Source organism: Streptomyces sp. C1-1, assembly GCF_050214755.1.
Lineage (GTDB): Bacteria > Actinomycetota > Actinomycetes > Streptomycetales > Streptomycetaceae > Streptomyces.
In genome coordinates, this window is the sequence record NZ_CP189826.1 from 8,806,814 (window position 1) to 8,822,755 (window position 15,942).

Annotated in this window: 11 protein-coding genes; 9 read left to right on the plus strand and 2 right to left on the minus strand. The window is 72.6% G+C overall.

The genetic code is table 11. The annotated features are described in order from the left end of the window. The first annotated feature begins 17 nt into the window (after nucleotides 1–17). Nucleotides 18–3,191, plus strand: coding sequence for a sarcosine oxidase subunit delta family protein (locus ACQF4J_RS40015; protein ID WP_351805494.1), 3,174 nt, complete (start codon nucleotides 18–20; stop codon nucleotides 3,189–3,191). Next, nucleotides 3,184–3,786 (plus strand): sarcosine oxidase subunit gamma, encoded by a 603-nt coding sequence (locus ACQF4J_RS40020; protein WP_351564332.1) that lies wholly within the window; start codon nucleotides 3,184–3,186, stop codon nucleotides 3,784–3,786. The genes ACQF4J_RS40015 and ACQF4J_RS40020 overlap by 8 nt, the downstream gene beginning before the upstream one ends. Before the next feature lie 18 nt (nucleotides 3,787–3,804). Here ACQF4J_RS40020 and ACQF4J_RS40025 read toward each other — a convergent pair whose 3' ends face one another. Continuing rightward, on the minus strand, nucleotides 3,805–4,656 hold the full coding sequence (locus ACQF4J_RS40025; protein WP_351564331.1) for a class I SAM-dependent methyltransferase: 852 nt from the start codon (nucleotides 4,654–4,656) through the stop codon (nucleotides 3,805–3,807). A 74-nt stretch (nucleotides 4,657–4,730) separates the two neighbouring features. Here ACQF4J_RS40025 and ACQF4J_RS40030 point away from each other — a divergent pair, with 74 nt between their 5' ends. Together ACQF4J_RS40030 and ACQF4J_RS40035 are read left to right on the plus strand one after the other, a co-directional pair. Continuing rightward, entirely contained in the window at nucleotides 4,731–5,204 is a 474-nt protein-coding gene (locus ACQF4J_RS40030) for a helix-turn-helix domain-containing protein (protein WP_351564329.1), read from the plus strand. Between the two features lie 108 nt (nucleotides 5,205–5,312). Then, complete coding sequence (locus ACQF4J_RS40035; RefSeq protein WP_351564327.1) at nucleotides 5,313–6,791, plus strand: glutamate-cysteine ligase family protein; 1,479 nt, start codon at nucleotides 5,313–5,315, stop codon at nucleotides 6,789–6,791. A 19-nt stretch (nucleotides 6,792–6,810) separates the two neighbouring features. Here ACQF4J_RS40035 and ACQF4J_RS40040 read toward each other — a convergent pair whose 3' ends face one another. After that, nucleotides 6,811–8,694, minus strand: a complete 1,884-nt coding sequence (locus tag ACQF4J_RS40040) for a helix-turn-helix domain-containing protein (protein ID WP_427168012.1) — start codon at nucleotides 8,692–8,694, stop codon at nucleotides 6,811–6,813. 177 nt (nucleotides 8,695–8,871) lie between these two features. Between ACQF4J_RS40040 and ACQF4J_RS40045 the strand changes: the two genes are divergently transcribed. The 5 genes from ACQF4J_RS40045 to ACQF4J_RS40065 all read left to right on the plus strand — a co-directional run bounded on the left by ACQF4J_RS40045 (nucleotide 8,872) and on the right by ACQF4J_RS40065 (nucleotide 15,907). Continuing rightward, nucleotides 8,872–10,629, plus strand: coding sequence for an FAD-dependent oxidoreductase (locus ACQF4J_RS40045; RefSeq protein ID WP_427168013.1), 1,758 nt, complete (start codon nucleotides 8,872–8,874; stop codon nucleotides 10,627–10,629). Nucleotides 10,630–10,700: 71 nt separating this feature from the next. Next, on the plus strand, nucleotides 10,701–11,612 hold the full coding sequence (locus ACQF4J_RS40050) for a YceI family protein (protein ID WP_351805488.1): 912 nt from the start codon (nucleotides 10,701–10,703) through the stop codon (nucleotides 11,610–11,612). A 199-nt stretch (nucleotides 11,613–11,811) separates the two neighbouring features. Continuing rightward, complete coding sequence (locus tag ACQF4J_RS40055) at nucleotides 11,812–13,035, plus strand: aminotransferase class V-fold PLP-dependent enzyme (RefSeq protein ID WP_427168014.1); 1,224 nt, start codon at nucleotides 11,812–11,814, stop codon at nucleotides 13,033–13,035. Between the two features lie 241 nt (nucleotides 13,036–13,276). Further along, nucleotides 13,277–15,289 carry a discoidin domain-containing protein gene (locus ACQF4J_RS40060; RefSeq protein ID WP_427168015.1) on the plus strand — a complete coding sequence of 671 codons (2,013 nt, stop codon included), beginning with the start codon at nucleotides 13,277–13,279 and terminating at the stop codon, nucleotides 15,287–15,289. A 27-nt stretch (nucleotides 15,290–15,316) separates the two neighbouring features. Then, nucleotides 15,317–15,907 (plus strand): TetR/AcrR family transcriptional regulator, encoded by a 591-nt coding sequence (locus ACQF4J_RS40065; RefSeq protein ID WP_351564315.1) that lies wholly within the window; start codon nucleotides 15,317–15,319, stop codon nucleotides 15,905–15,907. Nucleotides 15,908–15,942: the final 35 nt, after the last annotated feature.

Sequence of the window (15,942 nt, forward strand, 5' to 3'; positions counted from 1 at the left end):
CCCTGGGAGCCGACCCCATGCTGCTCATTTCCTGCCCCTGGTGCGGGCCCCGCGACGAGTCCGAGTTCCACTACGGCGGCCAGGCCCACGTCCCCTACCCGCAGGACCCCTCGGCCCTGACCGACGAGGAGTGGGCCAGGTACCTCTTCTTCCGCGCCAACCCCAAGGGCCCCTTCGCCGAACGCTGGAGCCACTCGACGGGCTGCCGCCGCTGGTTCAACGCGGTACGCGACACCGCGACGAACGAGGTCCTGGCGGTATACCGCTCGGGCGAGGAGCGCCCCACAACGGGCGAGCCCCGCCCGGTCGCTTCCCAGCCCCGTCCGGCAAATCCAACCCGTCCGGCGTTTGAGGACAAGGCCCCTTCAGGGCCGATCGGGGGTCCGGGGGCAGAGCCCCCGGCCCGCACCGGCAGGCGCACCTTGACGTTCACTTTCGACGGCATTGCATACCAGGGCGTAGAAGGAGACACCCTCGCCTCCGCCCTCCTCGCCAACGGCATCATCGCGGCAGCGACCAGCATCAAACTCGGCCGCCCCCGCGGCATCTTCTCCGCCGGCGTGGAAGAACCCAACGCCGTCGTCCAGATCGAGGAACCCTTCCCCGAGCCGATGCTCCCCGCCACCACCGTGGAGCTCTACGACGGCCTGGTCGCCACGAGCCTCTCCGGCCAGGGCCGCCTCGCCACCACCCCCGACCCGGCCCGCTACGACGCCGTGCACGACCACTGCGACCTGCTGATCGTCGGCGCCGGCCCGGCCGGCCTCGCGGCGGCAGCGGCCGCGGCCCGCAGCGGTGCCCGCGTCGTCCTCGCCGACGACGGCCCCGAGCTCGGCGGCAGCCTCCGCGGTACCGGTGAACTCCTCGACTGGGTCGCCGAGACCACCGCCCTCCTCGACGCCGCCCCCGAGGTCAAGGTCCTGCGCCGCACCACGGTCTTCGGCTACTACGACGACAACCACCTCCTGGCCGTCGAGCGCCGCACCAACCACCTCGGCGCCGCCGCCCCGCCGCACGTCGCCCGCGAACGCGTCCACCGCATCCGCGCCCGCCGTGTCGTCCTCGCCACCGGCGCCCACGAACGCTCGCTCGCCTTCGCGGACAACGACCGCCCCGGCGTGATGCTGGCCGCCTCGGCCCGTACCTACGTCAACCGGCACGGTGTCCTGCCCGGCCGTCACGCGGTCGTCCTCACCACCAACGACAGCGCGTACGCGGCGGCGCTGGACCTGCACGCGGCCGGCGTCGGGATCAGCGCGATCGTCGACACCCGCACCGACCCGGGCGAGTGGGCGGAGCGTGCCCGCGCGGCCGGCATCGAGGTGCTGCCCGGGCACGCCGTCGTCGGCACGGACGGCGAGGCGCGGTTGACCGCGGTGACCGTCGCCCCGTACGGACAGACCGTGGGAGAGCGGGAGTTCGCCGCCGACCTGCTGCTGGTCTCCGGCGGCTGGAACCCGGTGGCGCACCTGTTCAGCCAGGCGGGCGGCAGACTCCGCTACGACGACGAGCTCGGCACCTTCGTCCCCGACACCTGCCGGCAGGCCGTCGAGGTCGCGGGCAGCGCGAGCGGCGTCCTCGACCTGGCCGGGGTCCTCGCGCAGGGCGCGGCGGCCGGCGCCCGGGCGCTCGAGGCCGAGGGGTACACCCCGGAGACCCCCCGCCTGCCTCGGCCACCCGCCCAGCCGCGGGCGACACCCCCCATGCGGGTGTTCACGGTCCCCGGCCGTGCGGGCGCCCCCCGTTTCGTCGACCTCCAGCGCGACGTCACCGTCGACGACCTGTCGCGCGCCACCGGCGCCGGCCTGCGCTCGGTGGAGCACACCAAGCGCTACACCACGGCCGGCACCGCCAACGACCAGGGCAGGACCTCCGGCGTCCTGGCGAGCGGAGTCGTCGCCGAACTGCTCGGCGTGGACGTCTCGACGCTCGGCACGACCACCTTCCGCCCGCCCTACACCCCGGTCTCCTTCGCCGCCCTCGCCGGCCGCGACCGCGGCGCGCTGAGCGACCCGGTGCGCACCACCGCCCTGCACGAGTGGCACGTGGGACACGGCGCCCTGTTCGAGAACGTCGGCCAGTGGAAACGTCCCTGGTACTACCCGCGGGACGGCGAGGACATGGAGAGCGCGGTCCTGCGCGAGTGCGCCGCCGCCCGGGAGGGCGTCGCCTTCATGGACGCCTCCACGCTCGGCAAGATCGACGTACAGGGCCCGGACGCCGGCGTCTTCCTGGACCTGCTCTACACGAACATGATGAGCACCCTGAAGGTCGGCATGATCCGCTACGGCGTGATGTGCCGCCCGGACGGCATGGTCTTCGACGACGGCACGGTCATCCGTCTCGCCCCCGACCGCTTCCTGGTCACCACGACGACGGGCAACGCGGCGGCCGTACTGGACTGGATGGAGGAGTGGCTGCAGACGGAGTGGCCGGAGCTGCGCGTGCACTGCACGTCCGTGACCGAGCAGTGGGCCACCGTCGCCCTGGTCGGCCCGAGGTCCCGCGCGGTCCTCGGCTCGCTGGCCCCTCAACTGGCCGTGGCCAACGACGACTTCCCGTTCATGGCCTGGCGGGAGACGACCGTCGCCGGTATCGAGGCGCGCGTCTGCCGCATCAGCTTCTCCGGTGAACTCGCCTACGAGATCAACGTCTCGCCCTGGGATGCCCTCGCCCTGTGGGAGGCGCTGTACGAGGCCGGCACCCCCTACGGCATCACCCCGTACGGCACCGAGACCATGCACGTCCTGCGCGCCGAGAAGGGCTATCCGATCGTCGGCCAGGACACCGACGGCACGGTCACCCCGCAGGACCTCGGCATGAGCTGGGTGGTGTCGAAGAAGAAGCCGGACTTCCTCGGCAAGCGCTCCTACGCCCGCGCCGACGCCGTCCGCCCCGACCGCAAGCACCTGGTCGGCCTGCTCCCCGAGGACCCGGCCGCCTTCCTGCCCGAGGGCACGCACCTGGTGGCCGACAGCGTGCTGCCCGCCCCGCCGGTGCCGATGCTCGGCCACGTCACCTCCAGCTACCGCAGCGCCGCCCTGGGCCGGACCTTCGCCCTGGCCCTGGTCAAGGGAGGCCGGGACCGCATCGGCGAGCGGCTGTACGCGCCCGTCGGCGACCGGCTGGTCGCGGTGACCGTCGCAAGCCCCGTCCTCTACGACCCCGAGGGAGCCCGCCGCGATGGCTGACACCGCGCTCACCGCCCCGCCCCGCAGCCCCCTGGCGCACGCCGCCGGCCGTCTGGCGGCCGCGACGCGCACCTCCGAGGGCGCCATCCGCCTGGCCGAACTGCCCTTCCTGGCCCAGGTGAACGTGCGCCTCGACGCCAAGGGCCCCGCGGCGGACGCCGTGGCGCTCGCCCTGGGCCTGCAACTGCCGCTGGAACCCGACACGGTCGTGCGCTCCGGCGAGCTGACCGCGCTGTGGCTCGGCCCGGACGAATGGCTGCTGGTCGGCCCGCCCGGCACCCAGCGCGCCCTGGAGGGCCGTATCCGGGAAGCGGCCGGAGAGGAACCGGTGTCCGTCACCGACGTCTCCGCCCAGCGCACCGTCCTGCTCGTCGCCGGCCCGCGCGCCCGCGACCTGCTGGCCCACGGCTGCTCCCTCGACCTGCACCCGCGTGTCTTCGGCCCCGGCCGCTGCGCGCAGACAGCCCTGGGGCGCACCCAGGTCGTCCTGGTCTCCCGCGACGAGGCCCGGGCCGGTTTCTGGGTGCTGGTCCGCTCGTCCTTCGCCGGCTACCTCACCGACTGGCTGCTGGACGCGGCGACGGAGTACGTGTAGCCCGCGGCGGTCCGGCGTCTAGGAGGCGCGGGCGTCGACCAGCCAGGCGCCCGCGCTGAAACGGACCTCCGGGCCGTGCACGAAGGGTTCGAAGGCGGCGCGTACGGTCTCCACCACCTTCGTCCGGGTCGCCTCGTCCGCCTCCCGCAGGGCCTGCCCGACCGGCCCCATCCGCGTGAAGTAGCCGGTCAACTGCCCCTCAGGGAAGGTGCATTCGGCGTCGAACGGCCTGACTTCGATACCCGCCCAGCCACTCTCCGCCAGGATGCTCCGGACCCGGTCGGGGTCGGCGAACGCGAACTGGCCCGGCTCGTCCGGTCGGCGGGCCGGAAGGCCGGGCAGGAACGGCGCCGCGGCGCGCTCGGCCGTCGTCATGAACGGATTGTCCGCCGGGCCGCGCCAGGCGATGAACCGCAGCCCGGCCCCCTCGCGCGCCGCCCGCCGCAGATTGGCGAAGGCCCGGACGGGGTCGGCGAAGAACATGACGCCGAAGCGGGACACCACGGCGTCGAAGGTGCCCGGCTCGAAGGCGTGGTCCGCCGCGTCGGCACGGACGAAGGACGCGGCGGTGCCCTCACGCTCGGCGCGCTCCCGGGCGGCGGCGATCATCGGCTCGGAGATGTCGACGCCCACGCATCGGGCCGCCGGACCGAGCCGCCGCGCGGCCGCCAGGGTCGTGCCGCCCGTTCCGCAACCCACGTCCAGCACCCGGCCCGCCGGTCCGGCGGACGCCTCCACCGCGTCGAGGAGCGGTGCCTCGAAGGGCCTGAGCAACCCGTCCAGCACTGCCTGGGACTCGACCCAGGCCTGTCCCGCGGCGCCGTTCCAACGGGCCGCCTGTTCGTCACCGGTGCTGCGCTCCACGTTCATGACCGTCTCCTGTGCTTGCCGTCATCGGGCCAGGATGACACCGTGCTACTTCAAGCCGACTTGAGGTCAAGAGGATGACAGAGCTGGACATTGCCGAGGTGGTCCGGCGCGCCGGGGTGCCCGCCTCCACGCTGCGGTACTACGAGGAGAAGGGCCTGATCACGCCGGTCGGGCGACGGGGCCTGCGGCGCCAGTACGACCCCGCCGTCCTGGAGCGTCTCGCGCTGATCGCGCTGGCGCGCACCGCCGGGTTCCCGCTCGACGAGATCGCGCGGGTGTTCGCACCGGACGGGGCGATCCACATCGACCGGGAGGCCCTGGTGGCCAAGGCCGGGGAACTGGACCGGCGGATCGCCGAACTGGCCGTCCTGCGCGACTCCCTGCGGCACGTCGCCGCCTGTCCCGCGCCCAGCCACATGGAGTGCCCCACGTTCCGGCACATCCTCGCGGCCACCGCGTCCGCGGACGTTCCGGTCCGCCGGAAGCGGGCACCCGGGCAACCGTGGGACGCCTCGATCCCGGGAAGCGCCGACGAGCACGCTCCGTGACCATGGGGTCGCCGTTTCGTCGGTACACGCGACTCCGACTGTCCGCGAGCCGCGCGAGGTGCGACTCTGGGACGGCAGGCATCCGCCGAGGGGACTCGGGAGGGCCCGATGGGACGTGACGTGCCGGCCCTGGTGTTCACGCGGGAGGACCGCCGTCGGTACCGGGAAAAGATGCACACCTGCCTCGACGTACTCGCCCAGATGCTGCGCGAGTCGGGTTTCGAGAGCGAGCGCCCCCGGGTGGGGCTGGAGATCGAGCTCAACCTGGTGGACGACGACGGGCTGCCGGCGATGCGCAACACCGAGGTGCTCAACGCCATCGCCGACCCCGCCTGGTCCAGCGAGCTGGGCCGCTTCAACCTGGAGATCAACATCCCGCCCCGGGAGCTGACGACCGGCGGGCCCGGCGCCTGGGAGGAGGCCATCCGCAAGGCCCTCAACCACGCCGACGAACGCGCACGTGCCGTGGGCGCCCGCCTGATCATGATCGGCATCCTGCCGACCCTGCGGGAGTCGGACGTGGGCGAGGCCGCCCTGTCCGGCGACCCGCGCTACAAGCTCCTCAACGAGCAGATCTTCGCGGCGCGGGGCGAGGACCTGCGCATCAAGGTGGACGGCGTGGAGCGCCTGTCGATGTACGCCGACGCCATCACGCCCGAGGCCGCCTGCACCAGCACCCAGTTCCATCTCCAGGTCGACCCCAGGGAGTTCGCGGACTACTGGAACGCGGCGCAGGCGATCGCGGGCGTGCAGATCGCCCTGGCGGCCAACTCGCCCTTCCTCTTCGGCAAGGAGCTGTGGCGTGAGACCCGCGTACCCCTGTTCGAGCAGGCCACCGACACCCGCCCGCAGGAGATCAAGGCGCAGGGCGTGCGCCCGCGGGTGTGGTTCGGGGAGCGCTGGATCACCAGCGTCTTCGACCTGTTCGAGGAGAACGTGCGCTACTTCCCGGCGCTCCTGCCGCTCTGCGACGACGAGAACCCGCAGGAGGCGCTCGACGCCGGCGGCATTCCGGAGCTGGGCGAGCTGACCCTGCACAACGGCACCATCTACCGGTGGAACCGCCCCGTCTACGCCGTCACCGACAGCGGTCCGCACCTGCGTATCGAGAACCGCGTACTGCCCGCCGGCCCCACGGTCGCCGACATCATCGCCAACGGCGCCTTCTACTACGGCCTGACGCGTGCCCTGGTCGACGAGGACCGGCCGGTGTGGACGCGGATGTCGTTCGCGGTGGCCGAGGAGAACCTGCACGCCGCGGCCCGCGACGGCATCGACGCCCGCCTGTACTGGCCCGGCACCGGTGAAGTCCCGGTCACGGAACTGGTGTTGCGCCGCCTGCTGCCACTGGCCCACCGGGGTCTGGAGCTGGCCGGTCTGGACGCGGCCTGGCGCGAACCCCTCCTGGGCATCATCGAACAGCGCTGTGTCACCGCCCGCAACGGCGCCCTGTGGCAGGCGGAGATGGTGCACCACCTGCAGAAGGCGGGCGTCCCCGACCGCGAGGAGGCCCTGCGCCGGATGACGACGACCTACATGGACTACATGCACCTCAACGCCCCCGCCCACACGTGGCCCGTGGACTGACGCCACCCGGCGTTCGGATTCAGGCGCGGTAGCCGCGCAGCTTGCGGTACAGGGTGGCTCGGCCGATGCCGAGGGCTGCCGCCGTGCGGGCCTTGTTGCCGCCGTGCAGGTGCAGGGCGTCGAGGATCGCGGCGCGCTCGGCGATTTCCATCGGGCTGAGCGGGCGCGGTGCGGGGCCCTCGCGCACGGGGTCCGGGAGTTCGGTCCGCCGGATGGGGCCGGTGGAGCGGCGGTGTTCGGCCAACGCGCGTACGACATGGGCGAGTTCGGTGACATTGCCGGGCCAGGGGTACTGCTCCAGAGCGCGCAGCGCGTCCAGCGTCCAGGTCAGCGGAGGGCGTCCGGGGGCCGGGCGCGGTGTCAGGGCCGTGAGCAACTCCCTGAGGTCCTCCGGGCGTTCGCGCAGCGCAGGCAGTGTCACCGAGCGTGCCGAAAGGCTGTCGAGGAGCCGCTGCAGACACGGACCCGGTGGGCTGCCCGGGGTGTGGGTGACCAGCAGGGGCACGCCGGGATGCGAGGCGAGCAGCGTGTTGAGTGCCGCCGTGTCGGACGCCGCGAGTCGCTCGGCATGCCGGATGAGCAAGGGGCGCCCGTCCGCCAACTCCCTTATCCGGTCGCCTGCTTCGCACTGCGCCGCGTCCACGGCCAGGGCATCGGGAACCAGCTCCAGGGCCAGCGAGGTCTTCCCGGTGCCGCGCTCGCCCACGAGCAGCACGGGCTCGGGGGAGCGGGCCAGTTCCACCGCGCGGCCGACCGCGTGCCGCCAGGGCACCGACCGGCCGGCCAGCCGCACCTCGGTCCGCGCGACCGGCGCCGGTGTCGCGGGTGGCGTCGGCTCCAGCACGGCGACGGCACCGACGACCGAGCCCACATGCGTCACCGGCGTGAGGAACGCGGTGCACCCCGTGCCGTCCGGCAGCCGCACGCGGTACGAGGGCGGGGGCGCCGCGTCGAGGCCCTGCCTCCTCGACCCGTCGTCCGTGTCGCTTCTCTGCCCGGTCGGTTCGACCCTTTCGCTTCTCTGCCCGGTCGGTTCGACCCTTTCGCCTCCCCGCCCGCTAGACCTGCCGACCGCGTCGCTTCCGCGCTCCGGCGGCCGGCCGTCCCCGCCCGCCTCCCGCAGCAGCGCGACCGCCTCCCGCTCCAGAGCCTCCAACCCCTCCGGTGGCAGCAGCCGTTCGGCGGCCCGGCTGACGAACCTGTTGCGGCCGTCGAGGCCCACGACCGCGCGGTCCTGTTCTCCGGCGGCGCGCAGATAGGCGTCCAGCAGCACCCGCTCCGCCGCCCGTGAGCGCGCGAGGAGTTCCGTCTCGACGGCACCGGCCGCGGCCTCGGCGAGCGGAGCCCCCGGATGCGGACCACGGTCGCCGCACAGCCCGGTCGCCACCGTCACCGTGCCCAGCGGCTGCCCGGTCTCCGGTGCCCGCACCGGCACGCTGACCGCGGAGACGTCCTGCCACAGGTCGAGGAAGTGCTCGGGGCCGTGCACCTCGGCCCGGCGGTGGGTGTGCAGCGCGAGGGCCGCGCTGTTGTGGCCGACGGCCCGCTCCGAGAGGTCGGCGCAGCACTCGCCTGGCCCCCGCCCGCTCGTCCACAGCACCCGCAGCCGCTCGTCGGTGAGGATGAGCGAGGTCTGCCCGGTGCCGAGCACGGGGGCGATCCGCTCGAGCACGGGCCGGGCCGCGTCCAGCAGCGGGGACCGTGGGGCCCGCAGCGGAATGGGCGCGTCGGCGGCCGGGCCTGGCACGTCGTGCCGTACACCCAGGAAGCGGGCCCGTCGCCAGGCGGCGACGACGTCCTCCGGTATCCCGTCCGGCAGTTGCCGCCCCAGCAGGAACAGCTCGCGGGCCCTGCGCAGCGGGGCGAGCGCGGGGCGGGCGGTGGGATGCTCTGCGGTGGTCACGGCACCGTTCACCCTACCGGGAACGGTTGAACGCGCAACGACCCCTGTCCGCACCGGCGCCCGGTTCGGCGCACTGTCTCGAATTGAGACACCCGGGACCCCGGCCCGGCGTACATGATCTTGAACAGTCGGCGCCTGTCCCCATGCCGCCTGTCCCCATGCCCTGGAGCGTTCCCCGTGCACACCGTCGAGCCCGATGTCGAAACCGACGTACTGATCGTCGGCAGCGGCCCCGCCGGCGCCTCCGCCGCGCTCGCCCTGAGCACCTACGGCGTGCCGAACATCGTCGTCACCCGCTACTCCGGCCTCGCCGACACGCCTCGGGCGCACATCACCAACCAGCGCACCATGGAGGTGCTGCGCGACCTCGGCGTGGAGGACGAGGTGGTCGCCAAGGCCACGCCGCAGCACCTGATGGGCGACACGACCTTCTGCACCAGCCTGGCCGGCGAGGAACTGGGCCGGATCCGGTCCTGGGGCAACGACCCCCTCGTCCAGGCAGCGCACGAACTCGCCGGCCCCACCCGCATGTGCGACATGCCGCAGCACCTGATGGAGCCCGTGCTGATCGACGCCGCCGTGGCGCGCGGCACGCGGCTGCGCTTCAGCACCGTCTACAAGTCCTTCGTCCAGGACGCCTCCGGCGTCACGGTCACCGTCGAGGACCGGCTGCGCGGTGACGAGTACACCATCCGCGCCCGGTACCTCATCGGCGCCGACGGCGGCCGCAGCAGGGTCGCCGAGGACGCGGGCCTGCCGATGGGCGGCCAGATGGGCGTGGCCGGCAGCATCAACATCGTCTTCGACGCCGACCTCACCAAGTACACCGCCCATCGTCCCTCCACCCTGTACTGGGTGCTCGCCCCCGGCGCGACCGTCGGCGGCATCGGCGCCGGCCTGGTGCGCTGCGTGCGGCCCTGGAACGAGTGGATGATCGTGTGGGGCTACGACGTCACCGCCGGGGCCCCCGACCTGACCACGGAGTACGCCGAGGAGATCGTCCGCAAGCTGGTCGGCGACGACGAGATCCCGGTGACCGTCAAGTCGTCCTCGGCCTGGACGGTCAACGAGATGTACGCCGAGTCGTACTCGAACGGCCGTGTCTTCTGCGCCGGCGACGCCACGCACCGCCACCCGCCGTCCAACGGCCTCGGCTCCAACACCTCCATCCAGGACTCCTACAACCTGGCCTGGAAGCTCAAGCACGTCCTCGACGGCACCGCCTCCGAGAAGCTCCTGGACACCTACACCGCCGAACGCGCCCCGATCGGCCGGCAGATCGTCACCCGCGCCAACCGGTCCATCGGCGAGACCGCCCCCATCTTCGAGGCCCTGGACGGGCTTTCGCCGCAGACGCCCGAGCAGCTGTGGGCCAACATCGCCGCCCGCAAGGACGCCACCGAGGCGGCGCGCAAGCAGCGGGCCGCACTGCGCGAGGCGATCGCGCACAAGGTGTACGAGTTCAACGCGCACGGCGTCGACCTCAACCAGCGCTACGACTCCGCCGCGATCGTCCCCGACGGCACGCCCGACCCCGGCTTCGACCGCGACCCGGAGCTGTACCACCAGCCCAGCTCGCGCCCAGGTGCCAGACTCCCGCACGCCTGGATCACCTCCGGAACCCGCACTCTGTCCACCCTCGACACCGTCGGCCGCGGCCGCTTCACGCTGCTCACCGGCATCGGCGGCGAGAGCTGGGTGCGGGCGGCCGAGAGCTGCGACCCGCGCGTCGCCACGGTCGTCATCGGCCCGGGCAGGGAGTACGAGGACCCGTACGGCGACTGGGCGCGGCTGAGCGAGGTGGCCGACGGGGGAGCGCTGCTCGTCAGGCCGGACGGCTTCGTCGGCTTCCGGCACGGGACCGCGGCCGTCTCCGACGCGGCCGCCGAACAACTGCTCACCGACGCGCTGCGGCGCATCCTCGGGCACACCTGAGCCACCCCGACCCGCGCCCCCGTCCACCGCGACCGACCCCCCCACGGTCAGCACACTGAAAGGTGAACCCCATGCCCCTCGGACTGCTCCGGCGGCGCCTGCGACATGCCCCCGGGAACGCCGCGGGCCACGCGTTCCCCGTTCCGTCCGGCGCGGGCGTCGTCGTCCGCGAGGTCCTGGACCCGGTGAGCCAGCCCCTGGGCGCCGCCGACGTCACGGTGACGGAACTGCGCAGCCACCAGGTCGCCGCCCGCGGCACCACGGACCCCTACGGCCTGTTCCTCGCGGCCCTTCCGCCGGGCAGCTACAGCCTGATGGTCGTGGCGGAGGGGCTCGAACCCCACCGGGAGACCGTGGAAGTCACCGCCGACGCGCCCCTGGAACCGCAGAAGGTGTGGCTCCAGCCCGGCCGCCAGGCGGACCTCCCGGTCCCCGGCACCTGGCTCTTCGACCCGCCGCACACGGCGATCCGCTTCATCGCCAAGCACGTCGGCATGGCACATGTGCACGGCCGTTTCGAGCGGTTCGAGGGCGGCATCCAGGTCACCCCGGACATCACCGACTCCCGCGTCCACGTGCGCATCGACGCGTCGAGCATCACCACGGGCAACAACACCCGGGACGCGCACCTGCGTTCGGACGACTTCCTGGACGTGGACCGCTTCCCGTACATCGACTTCACCAGCACCCGCTTCGCCTACCGGGGCGGCAGCAAGTGGACCCTGCTGGGCAGCCTGACCATGCACGGCGTGAGCCGCTCGGTCTCGCTCGACACGACCTATCTGGGCATGGTCAACGGCGGCTACGGCGAGGAGCTGCGCTGCGCCGCGCTGGCCAAGACCGAACTGCACCGCGAGGATTACACGTTGAACTGGCGGTCCATGCTGGCCCGCGGCATCGCCGTGGTCGGCCCGACCGTCCAACTGGAGCTGGACGTCCAGGCGATGTACCGCACACACGACACCCCGACACCGCCGGAGTAACCGCGCCCGCACCGTCGAGGCCGCCGGAGAAGCGGTCCCGGACCTCCTCCAGCACCGCCCGGATCGGCAGGTTCCATGGCGGGAACAGGTCGCAGGCGGGGCCGCGGCGCGGAGCCATCCCACCGGACCGGGCGTTCGGGCGGCCCGCGTGCCATGTCAGGATGCGGGTGATCGTACGTCCTCCGGAAAGCTGCCCGACGTGAGCGAAACCGAGCCGGCCACCGCGCCGCACCCCCTGCTGCTGGCCGACGGCCGGCCCGCCGCCGAGGCGTGGTCGCTGGACCCCGCCCTCAGGCATCTCAATCACGGCTCGTTCGGCGCCGTCCCGCTGGCGGCGCAGGAGCGGCAGCGGGAACTGCGGGCCGAGATGGAACGCTCGCCGGTGGTGTGGTTCCCGACGCTGCCCCCGCGCCTCGCCGCCGCCCGCCGGGGACTCGCCGCCTTCCTGCGGGTGGACGCCGGCGACCTCGCCCTGGTGCCGAACGCCAGCGCCGGCGCGAGCGTCGTCTACGCCGCCCTCGCCCCGCGTCCAGGCGGCGAGATCGTCGTCACCGACCACGGCTACGGGGCCGTGACCATGGGGGCCGAGCGGCTTGCCCGCCGCTGGGACGGCCGGGTACGCACCGCGCGGGTGCCGCTGGACGCCGACGCCGAGCAGGCGTACGAGGCCGTGGCCGCCGAACTCGGCGAGGCGACCGGTCTGATCGTCGTCGACCAGATCACCTCGGCGACCGCGCGCAGGCTGCCGGTGGAGGCGATCGGCGCGGAGGCACGGCGACGCGGCATCCCGATGCTCGTCGACGGCGCGCACGCGCCCGGGCTGCTGGCCGCGCCGCTCGCCGACGCCCCCTACGACTTCTGGACCGGCAACCTGCACAAGTGGGGCTGCGCCCCGCGCGGCACCGCGGCGCTCGTCGCCCGCGGCCCGCGGCGCGAGGACCTGTACCCGCTCATCGACTCGTGGGGCGCCCCCGACCCCTATCCCGACCGCTTCGACCAGCAGGGCACCATCGACGCCACCTCCTATCTGGCCGCGCCGACCGCCCTGGCGCTCGTCGAGCACACGTGGGGCTGGGAGGCCGCCCGCCGCCACATGGACGACCTGGCCGACTACGGCGCCCATGTCGTCGGCGCCGCCTTCGCGGACCTCACCGGCGAGGACAGCCGGGTCGACGTCGGCATGCCCGTGCCCGGCATGCGCCTGGTCCGCCTCCCCGACGGCCTGGGCCGCACCCGCGTCGAGGCCGACGCCCTGCGCGACCGCGTCGCCCGTGAACTGGACGTGGAGGCGGCGTTCACCAGCTTCGCCGGTATCGGCTACTGGCGGCTGTCCGCGCACGTGTACAACACGGCCGCCGACTACGAGTACTTCGCGGAGAAGTGCGTGCCCGTGCTCGGCGAATGGGCCCGATTCGCGGACTGAACACCCCTCGGCGCCATCAAGGGGCGGCGTCCCGGCCGCCGAACGTCCCCCGGCGTCATCAGGTCAAGCGTCCCGGACCCTTGACTCGCCGGGCCGCCGCCCCGATCCTCGTCCCAGATATTGCGCTGGTCATGACAACCCCATGGGTCCCCCATGCCATGGGGCCGGCCGCGCCGACGGAGGGACGTGGGCAGTGACGCCGAACCGACACTCGAACCGCAGACGCAGGAACGTCACCCTGATGTCGCTGCTCCTCCTGGTGCTCGCCGTGGTCCTCGGCCCCACGCCGAGTTCGGCGGCGGGCGGCGACTGGTGGATCCCGACCGCGGCGCCCACCCCTGACGTGCAGATCAACGTCACCGGCGAGCCGTTCACCGGCACCGACTCGGCCGGAGACGTGCGCGGGTTCGTCGACGCCCACAACCACCTCTTCGGCAACGAGGCCTTCGGCGGGCGGTTGATCTGCGGCAAGGTGTTCTCGGCGAACGGCGTCGCCGACGCGCTCAAGGACTGCCCCGAGCACTACCCCGACGGGACCCTCGCGGTCTTCGACTACATCACCCACGGCGGCGACGGCAGGCACGACCCGGTGGGCTGGCCCACCTTCAAGGACTGGCCGGCCTACGACTCGATGACCCACCAGGCCGACTACTACGCCTGGGTGGAGCGGGCCTGGCGCGGCGGGCAGCGGGTGCTGGTCAACGACCTCGTCACCAACGGCATGATCTGCTCCATCTACCCGTTCAAGGACCGCAGTTGCGACGAGATGACGTCGATCAGGCTGCAGGCGCGGATGACGTACCAGCTCCAGGACTACGTCGACGCGATGTACGGCGGCCCCGGCAAGGGCTGGTTCCGGATCGTCACCGACAGCGCGCAGGCGCGTGAGGTCATCGAACAGGGCAAGCTGGCCGTCATCCTGGGGGTGGAGACGTCCGAGCCGTTCGGCTGCAAGCAGATCCTGGACATCCCGCAGTGCAGCAAGGCCGACATCGACAAGGGGCTGGACGAGCTGTACGGGCTCGGTGTGCGCTCGATGTTCCTGTGCCACAAGTTCGACAACGCGCTGTGCGGTGTCCGCTTCGACTCGGGCGGCCTCGGAACGGCCATCAACGTCGGCCAGTTCCTGTCCACCGGCACCTTCTGGCAGACCGAGAAGTGCACCGGCCCCCAGCACGACAACCCCATCGGCAACGCCTCCTCCGCGGCCGAGTCCGACCTGCCGTCGGGCGTGGCGGTGCCCTCGTACGACTCCGGCGCCCAGTGCAACAAGCGCGGGCTCACCGACCTCGGCGAGTACGCCGTGCGCGGGATGATGAAGCGCAAGATGATGCTGGAGATCGACCACATGAGCGTCAAGGCCGTCGGCCAGGCACTCGACATCCTGGAGTCGGCCTCCTACCCCGGCGTGATCTCCTCGCACAGCTGGATGGACCTGAACTGGACCGAGCGGGTCTACTCCCTCGGCGGTTTCGTCGCCCAGTACATGCACGGCTCCGAGGGCTTCGTCGCCGAGGCGGCCCGCACCAAGGCGCTGCGCGACAAATACGGTGTCGGCTACGGCTTCGGCACCGACTTCAACGGCGTCGGCGACCATCCGGCCCCACGCGGCGCGAACACCTCCAACCCGGTGACGTACCCCTTCAGAAGTGTCGACGGCGGCTCGGTCATCGACAGACAGACCTCCGGCGAGCGCACCTTCGACATCAACACCGACGGCGCCGCGCACGTCGGGATGATCCCGGACTGGATCGAGGACATCAGGAAGGTCGGCGGACAGGCCGTGGTCGACGACCTGTTCCGGGGCGCGCAGTCCTACCTCGACACCTGGGGTGCGACGGAGCGGCACCAGGCGTCGGTCGATCTTGCCAAGGGGCAGCCGGCGACGGCCAGTTCGTCCGAGTGGAACCCGTTCACCAGCTATCAGCCGGAGCGGGCGGTCGACGGGGACGGCGGCACGCGCTGGGCCAGTGACTGGAACGACGACCAGTGGTGGCAGGTCGACCTCGGCTCCACCCACCTGGTCTCCCGGGTCACCCTCGACTGGGAGCGGGCGTACGGGAAGTCGTACCGGATCGAGCTGTCCACCGACGGCACCACCTGGCAGACCGCCTGGTCCACCACCTCCGGCGACGGCGGGCTGGACACGGCCAGGTTCACCGGCACCCCGGCCCGCTACGTCCGCGTCCACGGCCTGGCCCGCGGCACCTCCTGGGGATACTCGCTCTACGACGTCGGCGTCCACAGCGCCTGACACCCCGCACGACACTCAAGGACACGCATGGCGCGCAGACCGTCGGCCGAACGACGCAGACAGCTGACGGAAGCGGCGATCCGGGCGATGGCCCGGGACGGCGTCGCCAGGACGACGACCCGGTCCATCGCCGCCGAGGCCGGCGTGTCCCTGAGCGTCTTCCACTACTGCTTCGACTCCAAGCAGGCCCTGATCGAGTCGGTCATCACGACCCTCACCGACCACTCGGTGACCGTGGTGAAGGAAGCGCTGCGCCCGAAGGCGACGCTGGAGGAGACCGTCCGGGCCGGCTTCCGGGCGTACTGGGACCACGTCCGCGCCCACCCCGACGAGCACATGCTCACCTACGAACTGACCCAGTACGCCCTGCGCGAGCCGGGCTTCGAGCACCTGGCCCGGCGCCAGCACGAGCTGTACGGCAGCGCCTTCGCCGAGCTCATCGAGCGGCTGAGGCTGGACCGGGATCTCGAACTGAGCGTCCCCGTACCCGTGTTGGCGCGCTACCTGGCCGCCGTCACCGACGGGCTGACCCTCAACTTCCTGGTGCTGGGGGACGAGTCGGCCTGGTCGGACATCCTCGACACGGTCGTCGCGCACATCGCGCATCTCGTGGTCTGAGCGGTGCGGGAGGTTGGGGCCGCGCCCCACTCCTT

What these genes read in the sequence shown, in the direction of transcription:
- ACQF4J_RS40015 (WP_351805494.1), top strand. Translation starts at nt 18, where the DNA reads ATGCTGCTCATTTCCTGCCCCTGGTGCGGGCCCCGCGACGAGTCCGAG.
- ACQF4J_RS40020 (WP_351564332.1), top strand. Translation starts at nt 3,184, where the DNA reads ATGGCTGACACCGCGCTCACCGCCCCGCCCCGCAGCCCCCTGGCGCAC.
- ACQF4J_RS40025 (WP_351564331.1), bottom strand. Translation starts at nt 4,656, where the DNA reads ATGAACGTGGAGCGCAGCACCGGTGACGAACAGGCGGCCCGTTGGAAC.
- ACQF4J_RS40030 (WP_351564329.1), top strand. Translation starts at nt 4,731, where the DNA reads ATGACAGAGCTGGACATTGCCGAGGTGGTCCGGCGCGCCGGGGTGCCC.
- ACQF4J_RS40035 (WP_351564327.1), top strand. Translation starts at nt 5,313, where the DNA reads ATGGGACGTGACGTGCCGGCCCTGGTGTTCACGCGGGAGGACCGCCGT.
- ACQF4J_RS40050 (WP_351805488.1), top strand. Translation starts at nt 10,701, where the DNA reads ATGCCCCTCGGACTGCTCCGGCGGCGCCTGCGACATGCCCCCGGGAAC.
- ACQF4J_RS40060 (WP_427168015.1), top strand. Translation starts at nt 13,277, where the DNA reads ATGTCGCTGCTCCTCCTGGTGCTCGCCGTGGTCCTCGGCCCCACGCCG.
- ACQF4J_RS40065 (WP_351564315.1), top strand. Translation starts at nt 15,317, where the DNA reads ATGGCGCGCAGACCGTCGGCCGAACGACGCAGACAGCTGACGGAAGCG.